19 protein-coding genes are annotated in these 20712 nt (G+C 37.1%); 18 read left to right on the forward strand and 1 reads right to left on the reverse strand.

What is annotated here, in order from left to right; all coding sequences use genetic code 11:
* Positions 1 to 78: 78 nt before the first annotated feature.
* Both rny and U8519_RS10235 read left to right on the forward strand, forming a co-directional pair.
* The gene (gene rny / locus U8519_RS10230; RefSeq protein ID WP_334330211.1) at positions 79 to 1644 is read left to right on the forward strand and encodes a ribonuclease Y; all 1566 of its coding nucleotides are present in this window, start codon (positions 79 to 81) and stop codon (positions 1642 to 1644) included.
* Between the two features lie 116 nt (positions 1645 to 1760).
* A complete protein-coding gene (locus U8519_RS10235) occupies positions 1761 to 2843 on the forward strand; it encodes a glycosyltransferase family 4 protein (RefSeq protein WP_334330212.1) in 1083 nt (360 codons plus the stop codon).
* Positions 2844 to 2869: 26 nt separating this feature from the next.
* Here U8519_RS10235 and U8519_RS10240 read toward each other — a convergent pair whose 3' ends face one another.
* Positions 2870 to 3499, reverse strand: a complete 630-nt coding sequence (locus U8519_RS10240; RefSeq protein ID WP_334330213.1) for a YigZ family protein — start codon at positions 3497 to 3499, stop codon at positions 2870 to 2872.
* Positions 3500 to 3606: 107 nt separating this feature from the next.
* Between U8519_RS10240 and U8519_RS10245 the strand changes: the two genes are divergently transcribed.
* The 16 genes from U8519_RS10245 to phoU all read left to right on the forward strand — a co-directional run bounded on the left by U8519_RS10245 (position 3607) and on the right by phoU (position 20701).
* Complete coding sequence (locus tag U8519_RS10245) at positions 3607 to 4833, forward strand: helicase-related protein (protein WP_334330214.1); 1227 nt, start codon at positions 3607 to 3609, stop codon at positions 4831 to 4833.
* Positions 4830 to 5510, forward strand: a complete 681-nt coding sequence (locus tag U8519_RS10250) for a ComF family protein (protein WP_334330215.1) — start codon at positions 4830 to 4832, stop codon at positions 5508 to 5510. Before U8519_RS10245 ends, U8519_RS10250 begins: the two co-directional genes overlap by 4 nt.
* 93 nt (positions 5511 to 5603) lie before the next feature.
* Positions 5604 to 6152 (forward strand): ribosome hibernation-promoting factor, HPF/YfiA family, encoded by a 549-nt coding sequence (gene hpf / locus U8519_RS10255; RefSeq protein WP_334330216.1) that lies wholly within the window; start codon positions 5604 to 5606, stop codon positions 6150 to 6152.
* A gap of 202 nt (positions 6153 to 6354) precedes the next feature.
* Positions 6355 to 8715, forward strand: a complete 2361-nt coding sequence (gene secA, locus U8519_RS10260; protein WP_334330217.1) for a preprotein translocase subunit SecA — start codon at positions 6355 to 6357, stop codon at positions 8713 to 8715.
* A 43-nt stretch (positions 8716 to 8758) separates the two neighbouring features.
* Positions 8759 to 9875, forward strand: a protein-coding gene (prfB, locus tag U8519_RS10265) for a peptide chain release factor 2 (protein ID WP_334330218.1) whose coding sequence is annotated in 2 segments (ribosomal slippage) — positions 8759 to 8830 and positions 8832 to 9875 — 1116 coding nt in all. Because the reading frame shifts where the segments join, the coding sequence is not laid out codon by codon here.
* Position 9876: 1 nt separating this feature from the next.
* A complete protein-coding gene (locus U8519_RS10270) occupies positions 9877 to 10539 on the forward strand; it encodes a response regulator transcription factor (protein WP_334330219.1) in 663 nt (220 codons plus the stop codon).
* A gap of 2 nt (positions 10540 to 10541) precedes the next feature.
* Entirely contained in the window at positions 10542 to 12191 is a 1650-nt protein-coding gene (pnpS, locus tag U8519_RS10275) for a two-component system histidine kinase PnpS (RefSeq protein WP_334330220.1), read from the forward strand.
* A gap of 136 nt (positions 12192 to 12327) precedes the next feature.
* Complete coding sequence (locus U8519_RS10280; protein WP_334330221.1) at positions 12328 to 13245, forward strand: peptidoglycan recognition protein family protein; 918 nt, start codon at positions 12328 to 12330, stop codon at positions 13243 to 13245.
* A 133-nt stretch (positions 13246 to 13378) separates the two neighbouring features.
* Complete coding sequence (locus tag U8519_RS10285) at positions 13379 to 14389, forward strand: glucosaminidase domain-containing protein (protein ID WP_334330222.1); 1011 nt, start codon at positions 13379 to 13381, stop codon at positions 14387 to 14389.
* A gap of 236 nt (positions 14390 to 14625) precedes the next feature.
* Complete coding sequence (locus U8519_RS10290; protein ID WP_334330223.1) at positions 14626 to 15600, forward strand: glycoside hydrolase family 73 protein; 975 nt, start codon at positions 14626 to 14628, stop codon at positions 15598 to 15600.
* A gap of 145 nt (positions 15601 to 15745) precedes the next feature.
* Positions 15746 to 16621 carry a phosphate ABC transporter substrate-binding protein PstS family protein gene (locus U8519_RS10295; protein WP_334330224.1) on the forward strand — a complete coding sequence of 292 codons (876 nt, stop codon included), beginning with the start codon at positions 15746 to 15748 and terminating at the stop codon, positions 16619 to 16621.
* A 1-nt stretch (position 16622) separates the two neighbouring features.
* Positions 16623 to 17543, forward strand: coding sequence for a phosphate ABC transporter permease subunit PstC (gene pstC / locus U8519_RS10300; RefSeq protein ID WP_334330225.1), 921 nt, complete (start codon positions 16623 to 16625; stop codon positions 17541 to 17543).
* Entirely contained in the window at positions 17543 to 18430 is an 888-nt protein-coding gene (pstA, locus tag U8519_RS10305) for a phosphate ABC transporter permease PstA (protein WP_334330226.1), read from the forward strand. The genes pstC and pstA overlap by 1 nt, the downstream gene beginning before the upstream one ends.
* 4 nt (positions 18431 to 18434) lie before the next feature.
* A complete protein-coding gene (gene pstB / locus U8519_RS10310) occupies positions 18435 to 19241 on the forward strand; it encodes a phosphate ABC transporter ATP-binding protein PstB (RefSeq protein ID WP_334330227.1) in 807 nt (268 codons plus the stop codon).
* 12 nt (positions 19242 to 19253) lie between these two features.
* Positions 19254 to 20012 carry a phosphate ABC transporter ATP-binding protein PstB gene (gene pstB, locus U8519_RS10315; protein WP_125565506.1) on the forward strand — a complete coding sequence of 253 codons (759 nt, stop codon included), beginning with the start codon at positions 19254 to 19256 and terminating at the stop codon, positions 20010 to 20012.
* An 11-nt stretch (positions 20013 to 20023) separates the two neighbouring features.
* A complete protein-coding gene (gene phoU / locus U8519_RS10320; RefSeq protein ID WP_334330228.1) occupies positions 20024 to 20701 on the forward strand; it encodes a phosphate signaling complex protein PhoU in 678 nt (225 codons plus the stop codon).
* The last annotated feature ends 11 nt before the right edge of the window (positions 20702 to 20712 follow it).

Genomic DNA, 20712 nt, shown 5'->3' on the forward strand with positions numbered 1-20712 from the left:
TATAAACGTTGTATGTAAAAATTCTGTAATAATTGCTTTTACAAACAAATAAACAATTACCGATTTGGAGGTGATGGCATGTATCATGCTATCGTAACCTTCTCTTTCGCGTTAATAACATTAATTGTAGGTATCTTTTTCGGATATGCATTCTGTAAAGATTCCTATGAAAAAAAACTTTCACAGGCTAAACAAACAGCTGATGATATCGTTGCAGATGCTAAGAAAGCAGCTAAATCTTTGAAAAAAGAAACACTGCTTGAGGCAAAAGATGAAGTTCATAAGTATCGTGAAGAGCAAGAGAACGATTTGAAAGAACGTCGTAAGGATGTTCAGAAACAAGAGAATCGTGCCCTCGAACGTCAAGATATTTTGGACCGAAAAGACCAATCGCTAGAAAAACGTGAGGAAAATATCGAAAAGAACGAAGACCATATCGCAGCCAGTCAACGTAAGCTTGATGAAAAAGACAAACAATTGACTGCAACTCTTGAAGAACAAAAGGCGGAATTAGTTAGAGTAAGTAATTTGACCCAAGAACAAGGTAGAAAGATTATTCTAGGTAATTTGAATAAAGAGTTAACACATGAACGTGCTACGATGATCAATGATAGTAATGAACAAGCAAAGCAATATGCTGATAAAGAGGCTAAGGCTCTGATTGTTGCTGCTATCCAAAGAAGTGCCGCAGATACCGTATCTGAATCAACCGTTACAACCGTTTCATTACCAAACGAAGACATGAAGGGTAGAATTATCGGTCGCGAAGGTAGAAATATCCGTACGATCGAAGCTCTAACAGGAATAGATTTGATTATTGATGATACTCCTGAAGCAGTTGCTCTGAGTGGATATGATCCAATCAGAAGAGAAATTGCCCGTATGGCTTTGGAAAAACTAATCGAAGATGGACGTATTCATCCAGCTCGTATTGAAGAAATGGTTGATAAAGCTAGAAAAGAAATGGATGATCATATCCGTGAAATTGGTGAACAGACTATTTATAGTTTGGGAATCAGTTCTATTAATCCGGATTTGATTAAGATTATCGGTCGTATGCAGTATCGTACAAGTTATGGTCAAAATGTTTTAAGTCATTCAATCGAGGTTGCTAAATTATCCGCCGTAATGGCAGCTGAATTGGGTGAAGATGTTATGATGGCAAAACGAGCAGGTTTATTACACGATATAGGTAAAGCTATAGATCGTGAAGTGGACGGATCCCACGTAGAGATAGGTGTGGATATCGCCACTAAGTACAAGGAACCAGAAGTGGTTGTTAACACAATTGCTTCACATCACGGTGACGTAGAACCAACGTCTTTGATTGCTACTATTGTTGCTGCGGCTGATGCAATTTCAGCCGCAAGACCTGGTGCTAGATCAGAGTCGATGGAGAATTACATTCACCGTCTAGAAAAACTAGAAGAAATTGCGAATAAGCACGATGGTGTCGATCATTGTTATGCTATTCAAGCAGGTCATGAGATTCGTGTTATGGTTAAGCCAGAAGAGATCTCTGATGATCAAGCAGCAATTCTTTCACGTGATATCAAAAACGAAATTGAAGCTAATCTTGAGTATCCTGGACATATTAAAGTTACAGTCGTACGTGAGGTTAGAAAAGTTGAACTAGCTAAATAGAGGGGGATCGTGACTTTAATAAGTTGCGGTCTTTTTTTAATTAAGTTTTAGTATTTAACGCAATTATTGTATAATTGAAATATTATGAGAAAGTGAGTTTCGGGGGTAGTCCATGTATGTTTAATGTAATTGTATATTTATTTTTGACAATGATCTTGTCAGCGGTAATAACTCCCTTTGTAATTAAACTTGCTTACATTTTGGGTGCAGTTGATAATCCAAATGCTCGTCGTGTGAATAAGAAGCCAATGCCTACAATGGGTGGATTGGCGATTTTTATTGCTTTCACGTTTTCGACTTTTGTATTATTGCGGAATCAATTTCCTAGTCATGAGTTGTTCAGTGTTTTTTTAGCTGAATGTATTATTATTTTGACAGGTATTATTGATGATATCAGAGAGTTATCCCCAAAAGCTAAAATGGCAGGTATCTTTGCGGCAGCGTTAGTTATATACTTCCTTGCCGGTATTAAGATGAATGAAGTTGTATTACCGATCTTTGGATCATTTAACCTCGGTTGGTGGAGTTTTCCAATCACTATTATCTGGATCTTAGCAATCACCAATGCTGTTAATCTGATCGATGGGTTGGACGGATTAGCAACAGGAGTTTCAATTATTGCACTGTTCACGATGGGAATAGTTGGGTACTTCTTCCTAAACACGACTAATGTTTATGTATCAATTTGGATCTTCGCTTTGGTTGCTTCGCTATTAGGATTCTTGCCACATAACTTCCATCCTGCCAGTATCTTCTTGGGTGATACCGGTGCCTTATTCATTGGATTTATGATCGCGGTATTCTCACTCAAGGGTTTGAAGAATGTTACTTTCATTACGATGCTGATACCAGTGGTTATCTTGGGTGTACCTATTACTGATACTGTCTACGCAATGTTGAGAAGATTCTTGAATAAGAAGCCGATCACACAGGCTGATAAGCATCACTTGCATCACAGATTGATGCAGTTAGGACTATCACATAGACAGACAGTCTTAGTAATTTATGGTTTGGCATTAGTCTTTGCCTTTATTTCATTACTGTATCCACTATCAAGTCTTTGGGGAAGTGTTCTGCTGACAATAGGCGTCTTGATAGGATTGGAATTGTTCGTTGAATCTATCGGTTTGATAGGTGATAATCGACAACCATTATTAAAAGCTATTCAAAAATTTGTTAAAAGACTAGAAAAAAAATAAGCATGCCGATCGGCATGCTTATTTTTTTAGATAGCGACTTGTTTATATACTTGTTCGGTTTCTTCAAACTTGATTTGATTTTGAAATTGATTAACGATATCTTGAATTATTTCTGTGTGATTTTCTAAATCTAAGAAGATATTGCAGGTTACATCAGTTGAAAAAGCTTTATCTTCTAAACTGATTTTTTCGTTTTTGGCATAATTTTCAAACTTATCATATAAGTGATAGGGAATTTCTAGCTTGTATCCTTGTTGCAGTCGGTTTTCTACCAAGCCGATCTCTTTAATAGCATCGGCAGTGGCCGATGAATATGCACGGATCAAGCCACCAGCACCGAGCTTGATACCGCCAAAGTATCTAGTTACCACAGCGGTAACATTTTTTAAGTTGTTTTGTTGTAAGACGTTTAATATTGGTGATCCAGCAGTTCCACTTGGTTCACCATCATCTGACATGCGTTCGATTTCAACGTTTTCTAAAACGATGAAGGCAGTGCAACTGTGAGTGGCACTGGATTCTTGCTCTCTGATTTTTTGAATGAATTGATTGGCCTCATCTTCAGAGAAAGTTTGAGCAAGGTGTGCGATGAAGCGGGATTTTTTTATGTCTTTCTCAAAGCTGCCAGTTTGGGCAATTGTTTTATAATTTTGCAAAAAATTAACTTCCTCTCGTAATTTAGTATATGGATAATTTAAATAGATATTTAGGTGGTCGAATTTTTAATTCGGCCGAACTGTCACTTGAAGAAATAGCTTCTTTAATGAGTATCGGTAGCTTACGTAAACCAGCGATCATGAATAAGCAATGTCAACGTTGTTTAATGTTGATCGATACTCAAAATATGGACTTAGACGACTATTATTGCCGTAGTTGTATCAACTTGGGTAAAATCTCTACCAAAGACGAGTTACTGATTACGCCCTCAGACGTTCCATTACCGGCTCTTAACGATTCCTTGAAGTGGGAGGGAACATTAACTAGCATGCAGCAAAAAACTGCTGAAGAGCTAATTAGGGCATCTAATACTCATACAGATCATTTAGTTTGGGCGGTTACTGGAGCTGGTAAAACTGAAATGCTGTTTCCACTGATAGAATCGATCATATCACAAGGAAAGAGAATCGCCATCTGTTCACCTAGGATAGATGTTTGTATTGAATTGTTTCCACGTATTCAGGTTGCATTTCCCGAAGTAAGTATGGGGTTATTTCACGGCAGAAGTGAAACGCCTTATTCTTTCACACAGATAGTCTTGGCAACTGTACACCAACTAGTTAAATTTGAATCTGCTTTTGATGTACTGGTCATAGATGAAGTAGATTCGTATCCTTTAGCTGGAAATGAAATGCTCGACAAGGCCATCAATAAAGCTAAAAAGGTGAATGGTCAAATCGTTTATTTGTCCGCGACGCCACCGAAACAACTTTTGAAAAAAGTAAATTCAAAAGAAATTACCATTTCTAAATTATATCAGAGATTTCACACGCATCCATTACCTGAACCTAAGTGTCACATGTTGCTCAAAGCAAGTGATTATAAAAAAATAAATCCTAGATTACGCTTCATCATCAAAAAATTAATTAATGATAACGAAAGATTTATGATTTTCTTTCCTAAAATTCCTCAAATGTTGGAATTTGCTAACAATTTGCAGTTAATGTTTCCAAAGTTAAAATTCGTTGATGTCAGTTCACGCGATACTGAGAGATTAGAGAAAGTAAAAAAGTTCAGAGATGGTGACGTACAAGCAATTTTGACTACTACTATTTTAGAACGTGGGGTAACTTTTAAACACATTACTGTTATCGTTGTTGATGCTGATGCCAAGGAATTTTCGAAAACAGCACTGATTCAAATTGCTGGACGAGCTGGACGAGATAAGAATTATTACGATGATGATGTTCATTTTTATTATCAAAGTTATAATCGAGCGATTAAACAAGCTTGTTCAGAAATTAAATATTTGAATCGACAGGTGAAAAAATGAAATGCTTGAATTGTGGTAATCAGTTAATCAATGAATGGACGTTGAAAGAATTATTTGGATTCGAAGAGATGATCAGCGATAGGTTGTGTCAGTTGTGCCGTAGTCAATTGTCACCTTTAAGTGCTGAAGAGGGATGTATGAGGTGTTGCAAGCCAAATATTGAAAAAATCTGTCAAGATTGTTTATTGTGGGAAGAAAAATATCAAATTATCAATTGCCATCAGGCTTTGTTTGAGTATAATCAGTTCATACATAGTTATTTTAAAAACTATAAAAGGTATGGCGATATCTTATTAGCAGAGTTATTTTACAAGGATCTGTACAATTGGTCCAAGCACAACAAATTTGATTTGATTACATATATTCCTGCAAGTAATGGGCATTTACGAGCTCGAGGATTCGATCCGGTATGGAAAATGTACCACAGAGTGTTTGACTTAACGTCAATGCTGATCAAAATGGATGCGGACAAACCTCAAGCTCAAAAGAACCGCTATGAAAGACTTCAAACGCCACAAACCTTTTATTTTCATTCAGATAATGTTGATATATCAAGAGATTCTAGGATTTTGATTCTGGATGATATTTATACGACTGGACGCACGATGATGCATGCTAGACAGGCACTTGAAATAGCTGGTTTTAATAATATTTATACTTTTTCATTATCTAGGTAGTGAAACCGTTGTCACATTCTTGTAAGAACTATATAATTAAAGAGAAGAGTAGATACACTCTTTAATTTCCTATCGTCGGAAGGAGAGATTCTTATGTTAACAATTAATGTTCGTGGTGAAAATATCGAGGTAACACAATCAATTCGTGACTACGTTGAAAAAAGATTATCTAAAATGGAAAAATATTTCAGTGCAGACAGTAGCCCAATCGCTCATGTTAATTTGAAAACTTATCCATCAAAAGGTACAAAGGTTGAAGTAACTATTCCACTTTCATACATGACTCTAAGAGCTGAAGAAATGAATGATGATATGTATGCTGGTGTTGATCTAGTAACTGACAAACTTGAAAGACAAGTTAAGAAGTTTAAGACACGTGTAAATCGTAAGGGACGTGAACAAGGCAGTATCAAGGATATTCCTTTAGATGATGTTTCTGCTGAAGATGCTAAGGAAGACGAATCACAAATCGTCAGAACGAAGCGCTTATCACTAAAACCAATGGACGCAGAAGAAGCAGTTCTACAAATGGAAATGCTTGGACATGAATTCTTTATTTTCGAAGATGCTGAAACTAATGGTGCCAGCATCGTTTACAAACGTAACGACGGTAAATATGGTTTGATCGAAACAAACGAATAGGAAATTCCGATTGCTAGGGCAGAAATGTCCTAGCTTTTTTTAATTGTAAAGTTGTGTAAAGTTTATGCAAATTACAACAAAAATCTGAAATTATGGTGTATCATATTAACTCTGGAAGACTCTATAAAAATCTGAGTTTAAAACATTTAAAAAAAATGCTACTATTAAAAGTATGTTTAGTATTTAGGAGAGATTATTACATATGGCAAATCCATTAAGAAAATGGGTCGAAAGCGATAAAAGAGAAGTCAAACGTATGGGCAAAATTGCCGATAAGATTGAAAGTTATGCTGATGAATACAGCAAGCTTTCCGACGAAGAACTTCAAGCTAAGACTCCTGAATTTAAAGAAAGATTAGCAAAGGGCGAAACATTAGATGATATTTTGCCTGAAGCCTTCGCAACAGACCGTGAAGGAGCTAAGAGAGTTTTAGGACTCTATCCATTTAGAGTTCAGCTGATTGGTGGTATTACGCTTCATGAAGGTAACATCGCTGAAATGAAAACTGGTGAAGGTAAGACTTTGACTGCCACATTACCAGTTTATTTGAATGCCTTGGCTGGAAAAGGTGTCCACGTTGTTACTGTTAATGAGTACTTATCATCTCGTGATGCTAAGGAAATGGGTGAATTGTACAATTGGTTAGGACTAACTGTAGGTCTTAACGTTAATAGCATGGATTCAGAAGAGAAACGTGCTGCTTACAATTGTGACATCACTTATTCTACAAATAGTGAATTAGGTTTCGATTATTTGCGTGACAACATGGTTGTTTACAAAGAACAAATGGTACAACGTCCATTGCACTATGCAATTGTTGATGAGGTCGATTCAATTTTGATCGATGAGGCTAGAACACCGTTGATCATTTCTGGTGCTGCTGAAAAGTCAACAGCGATGTACGTTCGTGCTGATAGATTCTCTAAGACACTTGAAAAAGATGATTACAAGATCGATTGGCCTACAAAGTCGATCAGTTTGACAGAAACAGGTATCAGAAAGGCCGAAGATTATTTCGGACTAGATAACTTGTATGATATTGATAATACTGTTTTGAACCACCATTTGGATCAAGCTTTGCGTGCCAATTACATTATGACGCTTGATATTGATTATGTTGTTCAAGATGGAGAAGTTAAGATCGTTGATCAATTTACTGGTCGTGTTATGGACGGTCGTCGTTATTCAGATGGATTGCACCAGGCTATTGAAGCCAAAGAAGGTGTTGAGATCCAAGATGAAACCAAGACTATGGCTAACATAACTTATCAAAACTTCTTCCGTATGTATGACAAGTTGGCTGGTATGACTGGTACTGCTAAGACCGAAGCTGAAGAATTTAGAGAAATCTACAACATGGAAGTTATTTCTATTCCTACTAACAAGCCGGTCATTCGTGATGATAAAGAAGATGTTCTTTACCCAACATTGAAGAGTAAGTTTGCGGCCGTTGTTAAGGATATCAAGGCTCGTCACGCTAAGGGGCAACCATTACTAGTTGGTACTGTTGCGGTTGAATCTTCAGAATACCTATCTAAGTTACTTGATAAAGAAGGTATTCCACATGCTGTCTTGAATGCCAAGAACCATGCTAAGGAAGCTGAAATCGTTATGAACGCTGGACAACGTGGCGCCGTTACGATTGCTACTAATATGGCTGGTCGTGGTACTGATATCAAGCTTGGACCTGGTGTTAAAGAGGTCGGTGGTTTGTGTGTTCTAGGTACAGAACGTCACGAATCACGTCGTATTGATAATCAGCTTCGTGGTAGATCTGGTCGTCAAGGTGATCCAGGTGTTACTCAATTCTACATGTCACTTGAAGATGACTTAATGAAGCGTTTTGGTTCTGATAGAATCAAACGTGTACTTAAGGCACTGAAGATTGAAGATGACGATGCTGTTATCCAAAGTAAGATGATGACTCGTCAGGTTGAATCTGCTCAAAAACGTGTTGAAGGTAATAACTACGATACACGTAAGAATACTTTGCAATACGATGATGTTATGCGTGAACAACGTGAAGTTATCTATAAAGAGAGAATGGAAGTCATTACTGAAGATAAGGATCTTGACCGTGTTCTTATGCCGATGATCGAACGTACTATCAAGGCTCAAGTTGATGTACATACACAAGGCAAACAAGAAGATTGGGATCTTGAAGCAATTGCTGACTTTGCTAAGTCAGCCTTAGTTAATGACAAAGATTTCAGTGTAGTTGATCTTCAATTGAAGACAGCTGACGAAATCACTAAGTACCTAATGGACTTTGTTAACAAGAACTACGAAGCTAAGAAGGAACAACTCGGAGATCCAGCACAAATGCTAGAATTCGAAAAAGTTGTTATTCTTAGAGTTGTTGATGAACACTGGACAGATCATATTGATGCAATGGATCAATTGCGTCAATCAATTGGTCTACGTGGTTATGGACAATTGAACCCACTTGTTGAATATCAAGAAGAAGGTTATCGTATGTTCGAAGAAATGGTTTCAGATATCGAATACGATGTAACTAGACTATTCATGAAGGCCGAAATTAGACAAAACATGGAAAGATAAATCGGCAGGCCGCTTGGCCTGCTTTTTTTATAAAGGTGGAACTATGGAATTTGGAGAAATTAAAGCTAAGATAAGTAATATTGAGAACAAAATCAGCCAGTTCAGGGGGTCTCTTTGACTTAGATAGTTTAGAGGAATCAATCGCTGAAAATGAAGCAAAGATGGCAGAGAATGGTTTTTGGGATGATCATGAGAGCGCCCAAAAAGTTATCGATGAGACGAATGACCTCAAAGATAAGTATGATAACTTCAAGCAGTTAGCTGAAGGTCTGGAGAACCTACAAGTGCTTGCCGAATTGTATGATGATGACCCTGAGGATGACTTATTAACGCAATTGGAGAATGATACTGCTAAACTAGAGCATAAGATGCAATCTTATGAACTAACGATGCTGCTTTCGGAACCATATGATTCTCACAATGCCATTTTGGAGATCCATCCTGGTGCCGGTGGAACTGAATCGCAAGATTGGGGTTCAATGTTGTTGAGAATGTATCAACGTTGGGCGGATCAACATGGGTTCTCCGTAGAGATCGAAGATTATCAACCCGGTGATGAAGCTGGTATCAAGAGTGTTTCGATGATGATAAAGGGTAAGAATGCCTATGGATTACTTCGTTCCGAACGTGGTGTGCATAGATTGGTAAGAATTTCACCATTCGATTCAGCTGGTCGTCGCCACACGTCGTTTGCTTCAGTTGATGTTATGCCAGAATTGGATGATTCGATCAATGTTGAGATCAACGATGATGATTTACGAGTTGATGTCTTCCGCTCATCTGGTGCTGGTGGTCAACATATCAATAAGACTTCATCGGCCGTAAGAATTACTCACTTGCCAACTGGTATAGTTGTTAGTTCGCAGGCACAAAGATCGCAGCTTCAAAATAGACAAACTGCCATGAATATGTTAAAAGCTAAGTTGTACCAAAGAGAACAAGAAGAACAAGCAAAAAAGAACGCTGAAATAAAAGGTGAACAAATGGATATCGGATGGGGTTCGCAGATTCGTTCATACGTCTTCCATCCATATACAATGGTCAAGGATCACCGTTCTAATTATGAAAGTGGTAATGGGCAAGCGGTAATGGATGGAGATTTGGATCCATTTATCTATGCTTACTTACAATGGAAACTTCAAGGGGAGAATCCAGAATAAAATGCCAAAGAAAATTTTAGTTGTAGATGATGAAGCATCGATCTTAGAATTGATCGAATACAATTTGACTGCTAAAGGTTACGATGTTGACGGTTCAACAAATGGTGAAGATGCACTTAATCGGATCCTAATGGAAAAATTTGACTTAGTATTGCTAGATCAAATGCTTCCTAAAATAAGTGGCATCGAGATTTTAAAAAAAGTTCGTGCTGAAGGTAATTCCACTCCGGTAATATTTTTGACAGCAGTAGATGCCGAAGATAATAAGATCGAAGGTTTAATAAGTGGTGCGGACGACTATATTACAAAGCCATTTAGTGTCAAGGAATTGTTAGCACGTATCGAAGTTGTTTTGAGAAGAACATCTGAATCTGATAAGAACCACTTTGCTCTCAATAAAGCAGCTAAAAGTTTAATGATCAATGGAAAAGAAATACCTTTGACCCGCAAGGAATACCAATTGTTGGAATTCTTACTAGATAACAAAGGGATTGTCGTCTCCAGAGACCAGATTTTTGATAGTGTGTGGGGACTTAATTCCAACTCTCAATTAAGGATGGTTGATATTCAAATCAGCCACCTTCGTGATAAAATTGAAAAAGATACAAAAGATCCGCAAATAATCAAAACCGTACACGGATTCGGTTACGTCTTAGAGGTGTGATAATGAGGAAAAAACTAGGTCCAGTAATTGCAATCACTATTTCCGTAATAGTTTTTATTGTACTGTCTGTATTTGCCGATAATATTTTGGGTCATTCTCAAACTGATATGTTTGCGGAAGAAACAGTATCTTATCGTGAGTTAAAGAAGAATCATTCCCAAGAACAAGCAGCTAGATATTCCAGCTTATCTTACGTTGATACAACGAAACGTAGTACTAATTTGGAAAAGGGGGCTTATGATCTTATTCATCGTGGTCGTTTGACCCCAGGACAGAATTTCGTGACTAATAATACTTTTGGTACTCGTACGATGTATTATATGCACGGATCCAATCATTATGTGGTGGCTAAAAAGTACAAACGTTTATGGAGCCAAGATACATTCTCATTTGTAATGGTAGCGTTCATTTACTTCGTAGTAACTGATTCGATGATCCTATTCTTCTATCGTAAACGTTCAATGTTGAGTCAAGATATTGAGAGTGTTACTGATAACTTGAAACGTGTCCGTAAGAATAAGGATATGGCTTCGTTGATCTTATCTCCAGATGATGAATTGTATGAATTAGTTGAACAAACAAATGATATTAGTATGGATATCAACGAGTTGCGCGATAATGCCAGATTGCGTGAACGCCGCTTTAAGGGGTTGATCGGACATTTACCAATTGGGGTTATGTTGTTGAATTCTCAAGGTGAAGTATTGATGCATAATCAAGCTATGGCAGGATTGTTAGATGAGAATATTTCCAATGATATCCATCCGTTTATTGAAGATGTCAAAACTTATAGCTTGAGTAGAATGATCGAACATACTTTGCGCAAGAATAAGAACCATCATCGTGAGATTCAATTGGTTGGTAATTCTCAGAAATACGTAGACGCTAATGTAATTCGCTTAGTCCATTCGCGTGAAGATTATGACCAACAAGTTTTGGTTATCCTATACGACTTAACGGATAGTCGTCGTTTTGAACAAATGCAAGTGGACTTCGTTAATAATGTTAGTCATGAATTGAAGACGCCGATAACTTCCATCGAAGGATTCTCTGAGACCTTGTTAAATGGCGCAAAAGACGACCCTGAAAAACTTGATCATTTCTTACATATCATCAATGATGAGAGTGTGAGATTGACAGAGTTGATTCAAGATATTCTATCGCTATCCAAAGTTAAAAAGGATAACGATAATGAGCAATCCATCGATATGAAGTCTGATATTAATAAGATCCTTGATAGTTTAGCTATTCCAATTGAAAAACATGGAATCAAGGTTGAGAAGAAATTCTTTGGTAACGAAAATATTACTTTTGATAAAGAAAAAATCGATCTCATCATTAGTAATCTAATAAAAAATGCTATTTCTTATAATAAAGAGAACGGTAAAATATCAATTGAATTTCATCATGATGAAATTGAAAATAGAATTAAATTTGTAATTGAAGATACTGGTATTGGTATTGCAGAAGATGACCAAAACCGAGTATTCGAGAGATTCTATCGCGTTGATAAGTCAAGAAGTTTGGAAACAGGTGGGACTGGATTAGGTCTGGCTATTGTTAAGGAAACTGTTGATACGTTGAACGGAACGATAAATGTTGAATCTCATATGGGATTAGGATCTAAGTTTACGATTGATATTCCATTATAATTAAAATAATAAGGCAGAATTCCTCATTGGAGTTCTGCCTTATTTGTAATCAAACTGTAATGTCAAAAGGGTTCGCAAGCCACTATTTCTAAGTTATAGTGGGTAGGTAAGAATTTGATAATTATGGGAGGATTATATGTTTAAGGGGAAGAAGACTTGGTTATTGAGCGCATTGTTTGCCTTCTTTGGTATTTTTATGTTCAGTGGTAATAGTATCAATGCCGAGGCTGGGGTCAATGACTATATTATTTCAAATAAGATTCAGCCAGCTAAGATACAATATCGTGAAGGTACTTTCAGTGAGTGGTTTGGCTATGAAAATGGTGTTGGTAAGCCAGAAGGTGTCGTTGTACATGAGACAGCTACACCGGGTGTAAATGCGGAACAATTCGTTGCTAGTTTTAATAACAATTGGAAGACACAAGAGACTTACGTTCATGCCTTCACTGATGACAAACAAACCATCAACATCCACAGTGCTGATTATGGTGTTTGGGGTGCAGGTCCAGCTGCCAATTCCAAGTATATTCAGATCGAACTTTGCCGAGTAAATGGCTATGACGCCTTTGCTCATTCAATTGCTAACGATGCCTTTTATGTTGCATCGAAGTTGATTCAATACAATTTACCGGATATTCCTGGCCAAACAGTTTTATCACACCATCAAGTAAGTTTGATGTATCATCAAACAACACACGTTGATCCTGATACATACTTTGCCGCACAAGGTTATAGTATGGATGAGATGAATAGTATGATTTCTTACTATTACAACAACTTGAAGAGTTCTGGCAATGTTTACGGGGATGCCAACTCTGGATCGAATACTAATGGAAGTACAACTCCAAGCGCCAATGTACTTCACGTTAATAATCCTAACGGTAACTATGTTCCAATCATGGCTTTAAAATCAGATGGTACTTTTGCGAATGTTAGAAATCGTGCCTTGATGAATAATACTGATTGGCAAACAGATAAGACTAAAGAATCTAATGGAATTACATATCGCCGTGTTGCTACAAATGAATGGGTCGATACTACTTATGTAGTCTAATGATCAGTCGAGAGAAATCTCGACTTTTTGTTTGGAATTGTTTAATTTTTATTTATAAAATTTATAAATTATTGAATGTATATTTTTCTAATAGTAATCTGTGAAATAGATAACGTTATTTAGGGGGATATATATGAATAAAAAAATACTGTTAACTAGTGTTGCAGTCTTGAATACTGTTGCAGCTGCCGCGTCACCAACTTTGGTTTCAGCCGCAAATGCAACAGATCAACCTTCAACACAGCAGACTTCAGGAAAATCAAACGATACTAACGTTATTGCTGGACCTGATGTAAAAAAGGCAGATCCAACAATTGCTCACTCAGCTATGGTTCAAGCGGGAACGACTAATCCACTTCAACAAACTATCGTTGAATCATCTAATAATTATGTATCACCAGCACAGCAACAGGCATTCTTAGCTCAAGCTGTTCCAATGGCTCAACAAGCTGCAGCGCAATACAACGTTTATGCATCAGTTATGTTAGCTCAATCTATTATTGAAAGCGCCTGGGGTACTTCTGATCTAGCAACAATGGGTAATAATTTGTTCGGGATGAAAGGTGACTATAACGGTGCTTCGATCGATCTTCCTACTTCCGAATGGAGTGCAGATAAGGGTTATTATTACATTGATGCTTATTTTAGAAAATATCCAAGTCTATATGAATCATTTGCCGATAATGGTGACAAGATTCGTAACGGTGTTTCATGGGATTCCAGCTATTATAGTGGTGCTTGGAAAGAAAATACCTCTTCATATAAAGATGCCACAGCTTGGTTGCAAGGTAGATATGCCACTGAACCAACTTATGCTTCAATTCTTAATAATATGATTCAAATTTATAATCTTACTCAATATGATAATGGTCAAAACACTGTAACTGATACTACTAATAGTACAAATACAGATGCCGAAACAAATGGTAGTTCAAACGATGATTCTACTACTGGAACAGTTCGTGTTAAGGCGACTCCATATGCTAGAATCAATGATAATAACGGTAAGCCGATTGGTAATCGTGCTTTGATGAGCAACACTGATTGGTATTTTAACAAGAAATCGACTCATGCTGATGGATCAGTTTGGTATCACGTCGCTACAAATGAATGGGTCAATGCTAATGACGTCGTTCAAAAATAATATAATTGCGAAATAATTTAAAAAATCACTTTCTGAAAACGAAAGTGATTTTTTGTGTATTTTAAGGGAAAGGCAATAAAACCTTAATAAAATCTTAAAAAGTGTACTCATTTACTCACAATGTTGCAGAAATATTACACTATATTTAGTTTCTGTTACAGAACCGAGGATTCGTTGAAAATACGTTTTCAAGATAGTAATCTAATACGTAGATATTAATTAGGGGGATACCTTCAATGAATAAAAAAGTGCTGTTAACAAGCGTTGCCGTTCTCAACACACTAGCTGCCGTTGCTGCACCAACGGTTGCTTCCGCTGCCACGGACACTACAAGTGTTCCAGATTCTTCAGAACAAGTAAGCAATACAACTCAAGACAATAAAGATACTAATGTAATTGCCGGTTCAGATGTTAAAAAGGCCGACACAACTGTTGCACATTCTGCAGCAGTTCAAACACAATCTTCAACAAAGGCTGTTGTTCAAGCTACAAGTAGCGGCGTTACATCCGCTCAACAACAAGCATTCTTAGCTGAAGCCGTTCCAATGGCTCAACAAGCTGCTGCTAAATATAACGTTTATACTTCTGTTATGTTAGCTCAAGCAATTCTTGAAAGTGCTTGGGGCACTTCAACATTAGCAACTCAAGGCCACAATTTATTTGGTATTAAGGGTGACTATAATGGAGCTTATGTATCAATGCCAACTTCTGAATGGAGTGCATCACAAGGTTGGTACACAATCTATGCTAACTTCAGACAATATCCTAGTTACTATGAATCATTCTTAGATAATGGTAATAAATTACGTAACGGTGTTTCATGGGATTCTAGCTATTACAAGGGTACATGGAAAGAAAATACTTCTTCATACAAGGATGCCACAGCTTGGTTACAAGGTAGATACGCTACTGCACCTAACTATGCTTCATCACTTAACAGTTTGATTGCTACATACAATTTAACTCAATATGATGGAACTGCTGAAACAAACAGTGGTGCTGATAACGATGCAACTACTGGTACAGTTCGTACGAAGACCGCACCATATGCTAGAATTTATGATAACAATGGTAAGATCGTTGGAAATCGTGCCTTGATGAATAATACCGACTGGTACTATAACAGAACTAAGACTGATTCAAATGGTACTGTTTGGTATCACGTTGCTACAACAGAATGGGTAAGTGCCAACGACGTTAACGTTCTATAATAATAATAAAATTATTTATGAAATTCTAAATTAGCTATCGATTAAATCGATAGCTTTTTTTTATGATTTTTTTTGTTTTTTAAGCCATTTTTATACAAAAAATATACATTGGTATATTACTATTGAAGGGATAGAGGTGAGGACATTGAAAAAAAGACTTGTTGCATTATTTGCTATAATGCTTTCTGCAATTTTAGTACTGACTGGTTGTTCGGGGAGTAGCAATCAAAAGACTATTACAGCCGTTGGATCTTCAGCAGCACAACCGTTAGTTGAACTTGCAGGTGAAGAATTCTCAAAAGATAATCCTGATGAGTATGTAAATGTTCAGGGTGGAGGAACTGGTACAGGATTAAGCCAAATACAACAGGGTGCCGTAAATATTGGTAACTCTGATCTTTATGCTGAACAAAAAGACAATATCGATGCAAGTAAGTTGGTCGATCATCGAATTGCCGCTGTGGGCATGGTTCCGATCGTCAATAAGGATGTCAAAGTAGATTCTTTAACTATTAAACAATTACGACAAATCTTTTCGGGTCAAGTAACTAATTGGAAACAAGTTGGTGGACAAGATCTCAAAATAACAATTATCAACCGTGCTGATGGAAGTGGTACTAGATCAGCATTTGAGGATGATGTTATGGACGGAGCCCAATTTGCTAGTTCACAAGAACAAGATTCTAGTGGAATGGTGCGCCAAATTGTTTATAACACAGATGGTGCGATCAGTTATTTGGCAATGCCTTATTTGAATGACACTGTTAAAACTTTGAAGGTCAACAATGTTGAGCCAACAATTAAAAATATCGAGAATAACACTTGGAAAATTTGGGCATACGAACACTTATATACTAAGGGTGAAGCTACTGGTATGACTAAGAAGTTTTTGAATTATATTATGACCGATAAGATTCAAAATCAAGTTGTTAAGAAATTACAATATGTTCCAATCAAGAACATGCAGTATCAAAAAGATTATAAGGGTAATGTGACACCTGTTTCAAAGGGGGCAAAGTAGTATGAAAGATCCAATCAGAGAGAGTCTGACTAAAAAATCAGTTTCAGCTAAACGTGAAACTCGTGGAAAAATAATTTCGTTCAGTTTTACAGCAATTATCGTAATTTTAGTTGTAACGATTATTGGATTCGTTGCTTCCAGAGGTTTGATTATCTTCATCAAAGACGGTGTCAATCCAATTAATTTTCTGACACATTCAGTTTGGGCACCAAATAAGTTAGATAGTGCCGGTCATCCGATCGTTGGTGCAGCACCGATGATCGTAGGATCCTTTGCGGTTACTTTGATTGCGGCTTTGATCGGTACGCCGTTTGCTATTGCTGCTGCGCTGTTCATGACAGAAATTTCTCCTAAATGGGGACGCAAGGTCTTACAACCTGTAATCGAACTATTAGTTGGTATTCCTTCAGTTGTTTATGGATTTATTGGCTTGACGATCGTTGTGCCGTTTGTGAGAAAGATTGCCGGCGGAAGTGGTTTTGGTATTTTGGCTGGTTCATTTGTCCTATTCGTTATGATCTTGCCAACTATTACATCTATGTCAGTAGATGCATTGAAGGCTGTTCCTAGATATTATCGTGAAGCTTCATTAGCGTTGGGAGCTACGCGTTGGCAAACGATTCATAAAGTTATTTTACGTGCAGCTACACCAGGTATTTTGACAGCGGTAGTCTTTGGTATGTCACGTGCTTTTGGTGAGGCTTTGGCTGTACAAATGGTTATTGGTAATGCTATGTTATTGCCAAATAATTTAGTATCACCATCATCGACACTAACTAGTGTTTTAACAATGAATATGGGTAATACAATTATGGGATCAACACCTAATAATGCCTTGTGGTCATTAGCGTTACTGTTACTTCTTATGTCATTGCTATTTAATTTTGTTATTAGAAAAATCGCAAAGAGAGGTAAGATGTAATGTTCAATGAAAAAGTAAAAGATAAAATTGCTACTGGCGTTATCTACGTAATGTCAGGCATCATCGTTCTTATTCTTGCCGGTTTGCTGCTATACATTCTTGGCAGTGGCTTACGATATGTTAACTGGCACTTTTTGACTTCAGGATCCAAAGCGTTTCAAGCTGGAAGTGGTGTTGGTATTCAATTATTCAATTCATTTTTCCTATTGGTTTTGTCGATGTTGATTTCGATTCCTATTTCAATTTCAGCAGGGATCTTCTTATCTGAATATGCTGGTAAGAACAAGCTGGTCGAAATCATTAGAATTTCTATTGAAGTTTTGAGTTCTCTACCATCGATCGTTGTGGGATTGTTTGGATTCTTGATTTTTGTAATTAGTTTTAAATTTGGTTTTTCCATTTTATCTGGTGCGTTGACTCTAACAGTCTTCAATTTGCCAATTTTGACACGTAACGTTGAAGACTCATTGAGATCAGTCTCACAGTCACAACGTGAAGCTGGCTTGGCATTAGGTTTGTCAAAGTGGGAAACAGTTATTCACGTAATTATCCCCGATGGCTTGCCAGGTATTATTACTGGTATGATCATTGGTGCAGGTAGAGTGTTTGGTGAGGCTGCTGCCTTGATCTATACAGCTGGTCAAAGTGCTCCACCACTTGACTTTACCAACTTCAATGTCTTCAGTATTACCAGTCCATTGAACTTAATGCGTCCTGCTGAAACATTGGCCGTACACATTTGGAAGGTCAACTCTGAAGGCCTTATCCCTGATGCCGTGCAAGTATCAGCGGGAGCTTCAGCAGTCTTGATCATTGCCGTACTATTGTTCAATCTATTATCAAGATATATTGGTAACTTAGTTTATAAGAAAATGACAGGAGAGTAATTTTATGGATATACAAACTGATAAACAATTTATTCATCACTTAGATGAAAAAGACCATGAAATTGCCATGTCTACCAAAGACTTGCAGGTGTTCTATGGTGAAAAAGAAGCTATGCACAAAGCTAGCCTGCAATTCGAACGGTATAAGATAACTTCCTTAATTGGTGCTTCAGGTTCTGGTAAATCAACTTTCTTGCGGTCATTGAATCGGATGAACGATAATGTACCTGGAGCAACTGTTAAGGGACAGATCATGTATCGTGGTCTTGATATTAACAAGAACGATGTAGATATTTATGAAACAAGAAAGCACATTGGGATGGTGTTCCAGCGTCCCAATCCTTTTGCAAAATCGATTTATGACAATATAACTTTTGCTCTAAAACGTCATGGTTTACATGATAAGAAAAAATTAGATGAGATTGTTGAAACAACTTTGAAGCAGGCTTCACTTTGGGATCAAGTAAAAGATGATCTCAATAAGAGTGCTATGGCATTATCTGGTGGACAGCAACAACGCTTGTGTATCGCCCGAGCAATCGCCATGAAACCAGACATCCTGTTAATGGATGAACCTGCTAGTGCTCTGGATCCGATTTCGACTTCAAATATTGAAGAGACAATGCTCAACTTGAAAGATCAATTTACAATTATTATCGTTACACATAACATGCAACAAGCAGCTAGAATTAGTGATTACACAGCGTTTTTCCACATGGGACACGTTGTAGAATTCAACGAAACTAGAAAAATCTTCACTCGTCCAAAAATTAAGACGACTGAAGATTATGTTTCAGGACACTTTGGGTAGGAGGCTCCACTCTTGGCAGAAAAAATTTTAACATCTTCGGATGTACATTTGTTTTATGGTAAAAAAGAAGCACTAAAAGGCATCAACCTTGACTTCAATAAGAATGAAATCACTGCTTTAATCGGACCTTCAGGTTGCGGTAAGTCAACTTATCTTCGTTGCTTGAACCGAATGAATGATTTAATACCTAATGTAACTATCACTGGAACTATTTCATTAGACGGAAAAAATATTTACGCACCTAACATCGATACGGTAGAATTAAGAAAGCAAGTCGGAATGGTATTTCAACAACCTAATCCATTTCCATTCTCAGTTTATGATAATGTAATATATGGATTACGTTTGGCTGGTATTAAGGACAAAGCTGTTTTGGATGAAGCGGTCGAGACGAGTTTACAAAACGCTGCTGTTTGGGATGATGTAAAGGACAAGTTGCACCAAAGTGCCTTGTCATTATCCGGTGGACAACAACAGAGAGTTTGTATTGCTAGAGTTTTAGCAGTTAAACCTGATATCATCTTATTAGATGAACCAACATCAGCACTTGATCCAATTTCATCAGCTAAGGTTGAGGATACAATGCTCAACTTGCGTGAGGATTATACTATCATTACCGTTACACACAATATGCAACAAGCTTCAAGAATCTCTGATCGAACAGCATTTTTCTTGAATGGAGAATTGATTGAAGCTGACAAGACAAAGAATATTTTCTTAAATCCAAAAGAAAAACAAACTGAAGATTACATCTCAGGAAAATTCGGATAGGGGGCAAAGATATGCGTAGTACTTTTGAAGAGCAACTTAATGATTTACATTTACGATTCTCAGAAATGGGTATGATGGCAAGTGAGGCCATCATGAAATCAGTTAAGGCTTATATTAATCACGATAAAGCACTAGCTAAAGAAGTTATTGAAAAAGATGTTTATATCAATCGACGTGAAATGGATCTAGAGAAAGATTCATTTGAAATGATTGCCTTACAACAACCTGTTACTTCAGATTTACGTATGATCGTCACAGTTCTAAAAGCTAGTTCTGACTTAGAACGTATGGGTGACCATGCGGTAAGTATTGCTCAAGAAACAATTAGAGTTAAAGGTAAAACACGTATTCCTGAAATTGAAAAATTGATCAGTGAAATGGGCGATATGAGTACAAGTATCGTTGAAGATTCACTTGAGGCTTACCTAAAAAAAGATGGCGAAATGGCTGAAGAAGTTGCCAAACGTGACATTGATATTGATGGTAAGAGTAAAATGATCAATGAGTTATGTATCAAGGATATGCAAAAGACAGCTGATAATGTTTTAAGTGGATCATCTTATATGTTAGTTGCTAGTTATCTAGAACGTGTTGGAGATTATGCAACTAACATTTGTGAGTGGGTCGTTTACTTAAATAGTGGTCATGTTATCGAATTGAATCGCAAGCACATGGCAGACGAAGACTGATTCACTGGTTG

The sequence above is a fragment of the Companilactobacillus sp. HBUAS59699 genome (assembly GCF_036913575.1).
Lineage (GTDB): Bacteria > Bacillota > Bacilli > Lactobacillales > Lactobacillaceae > Companilactobacillus.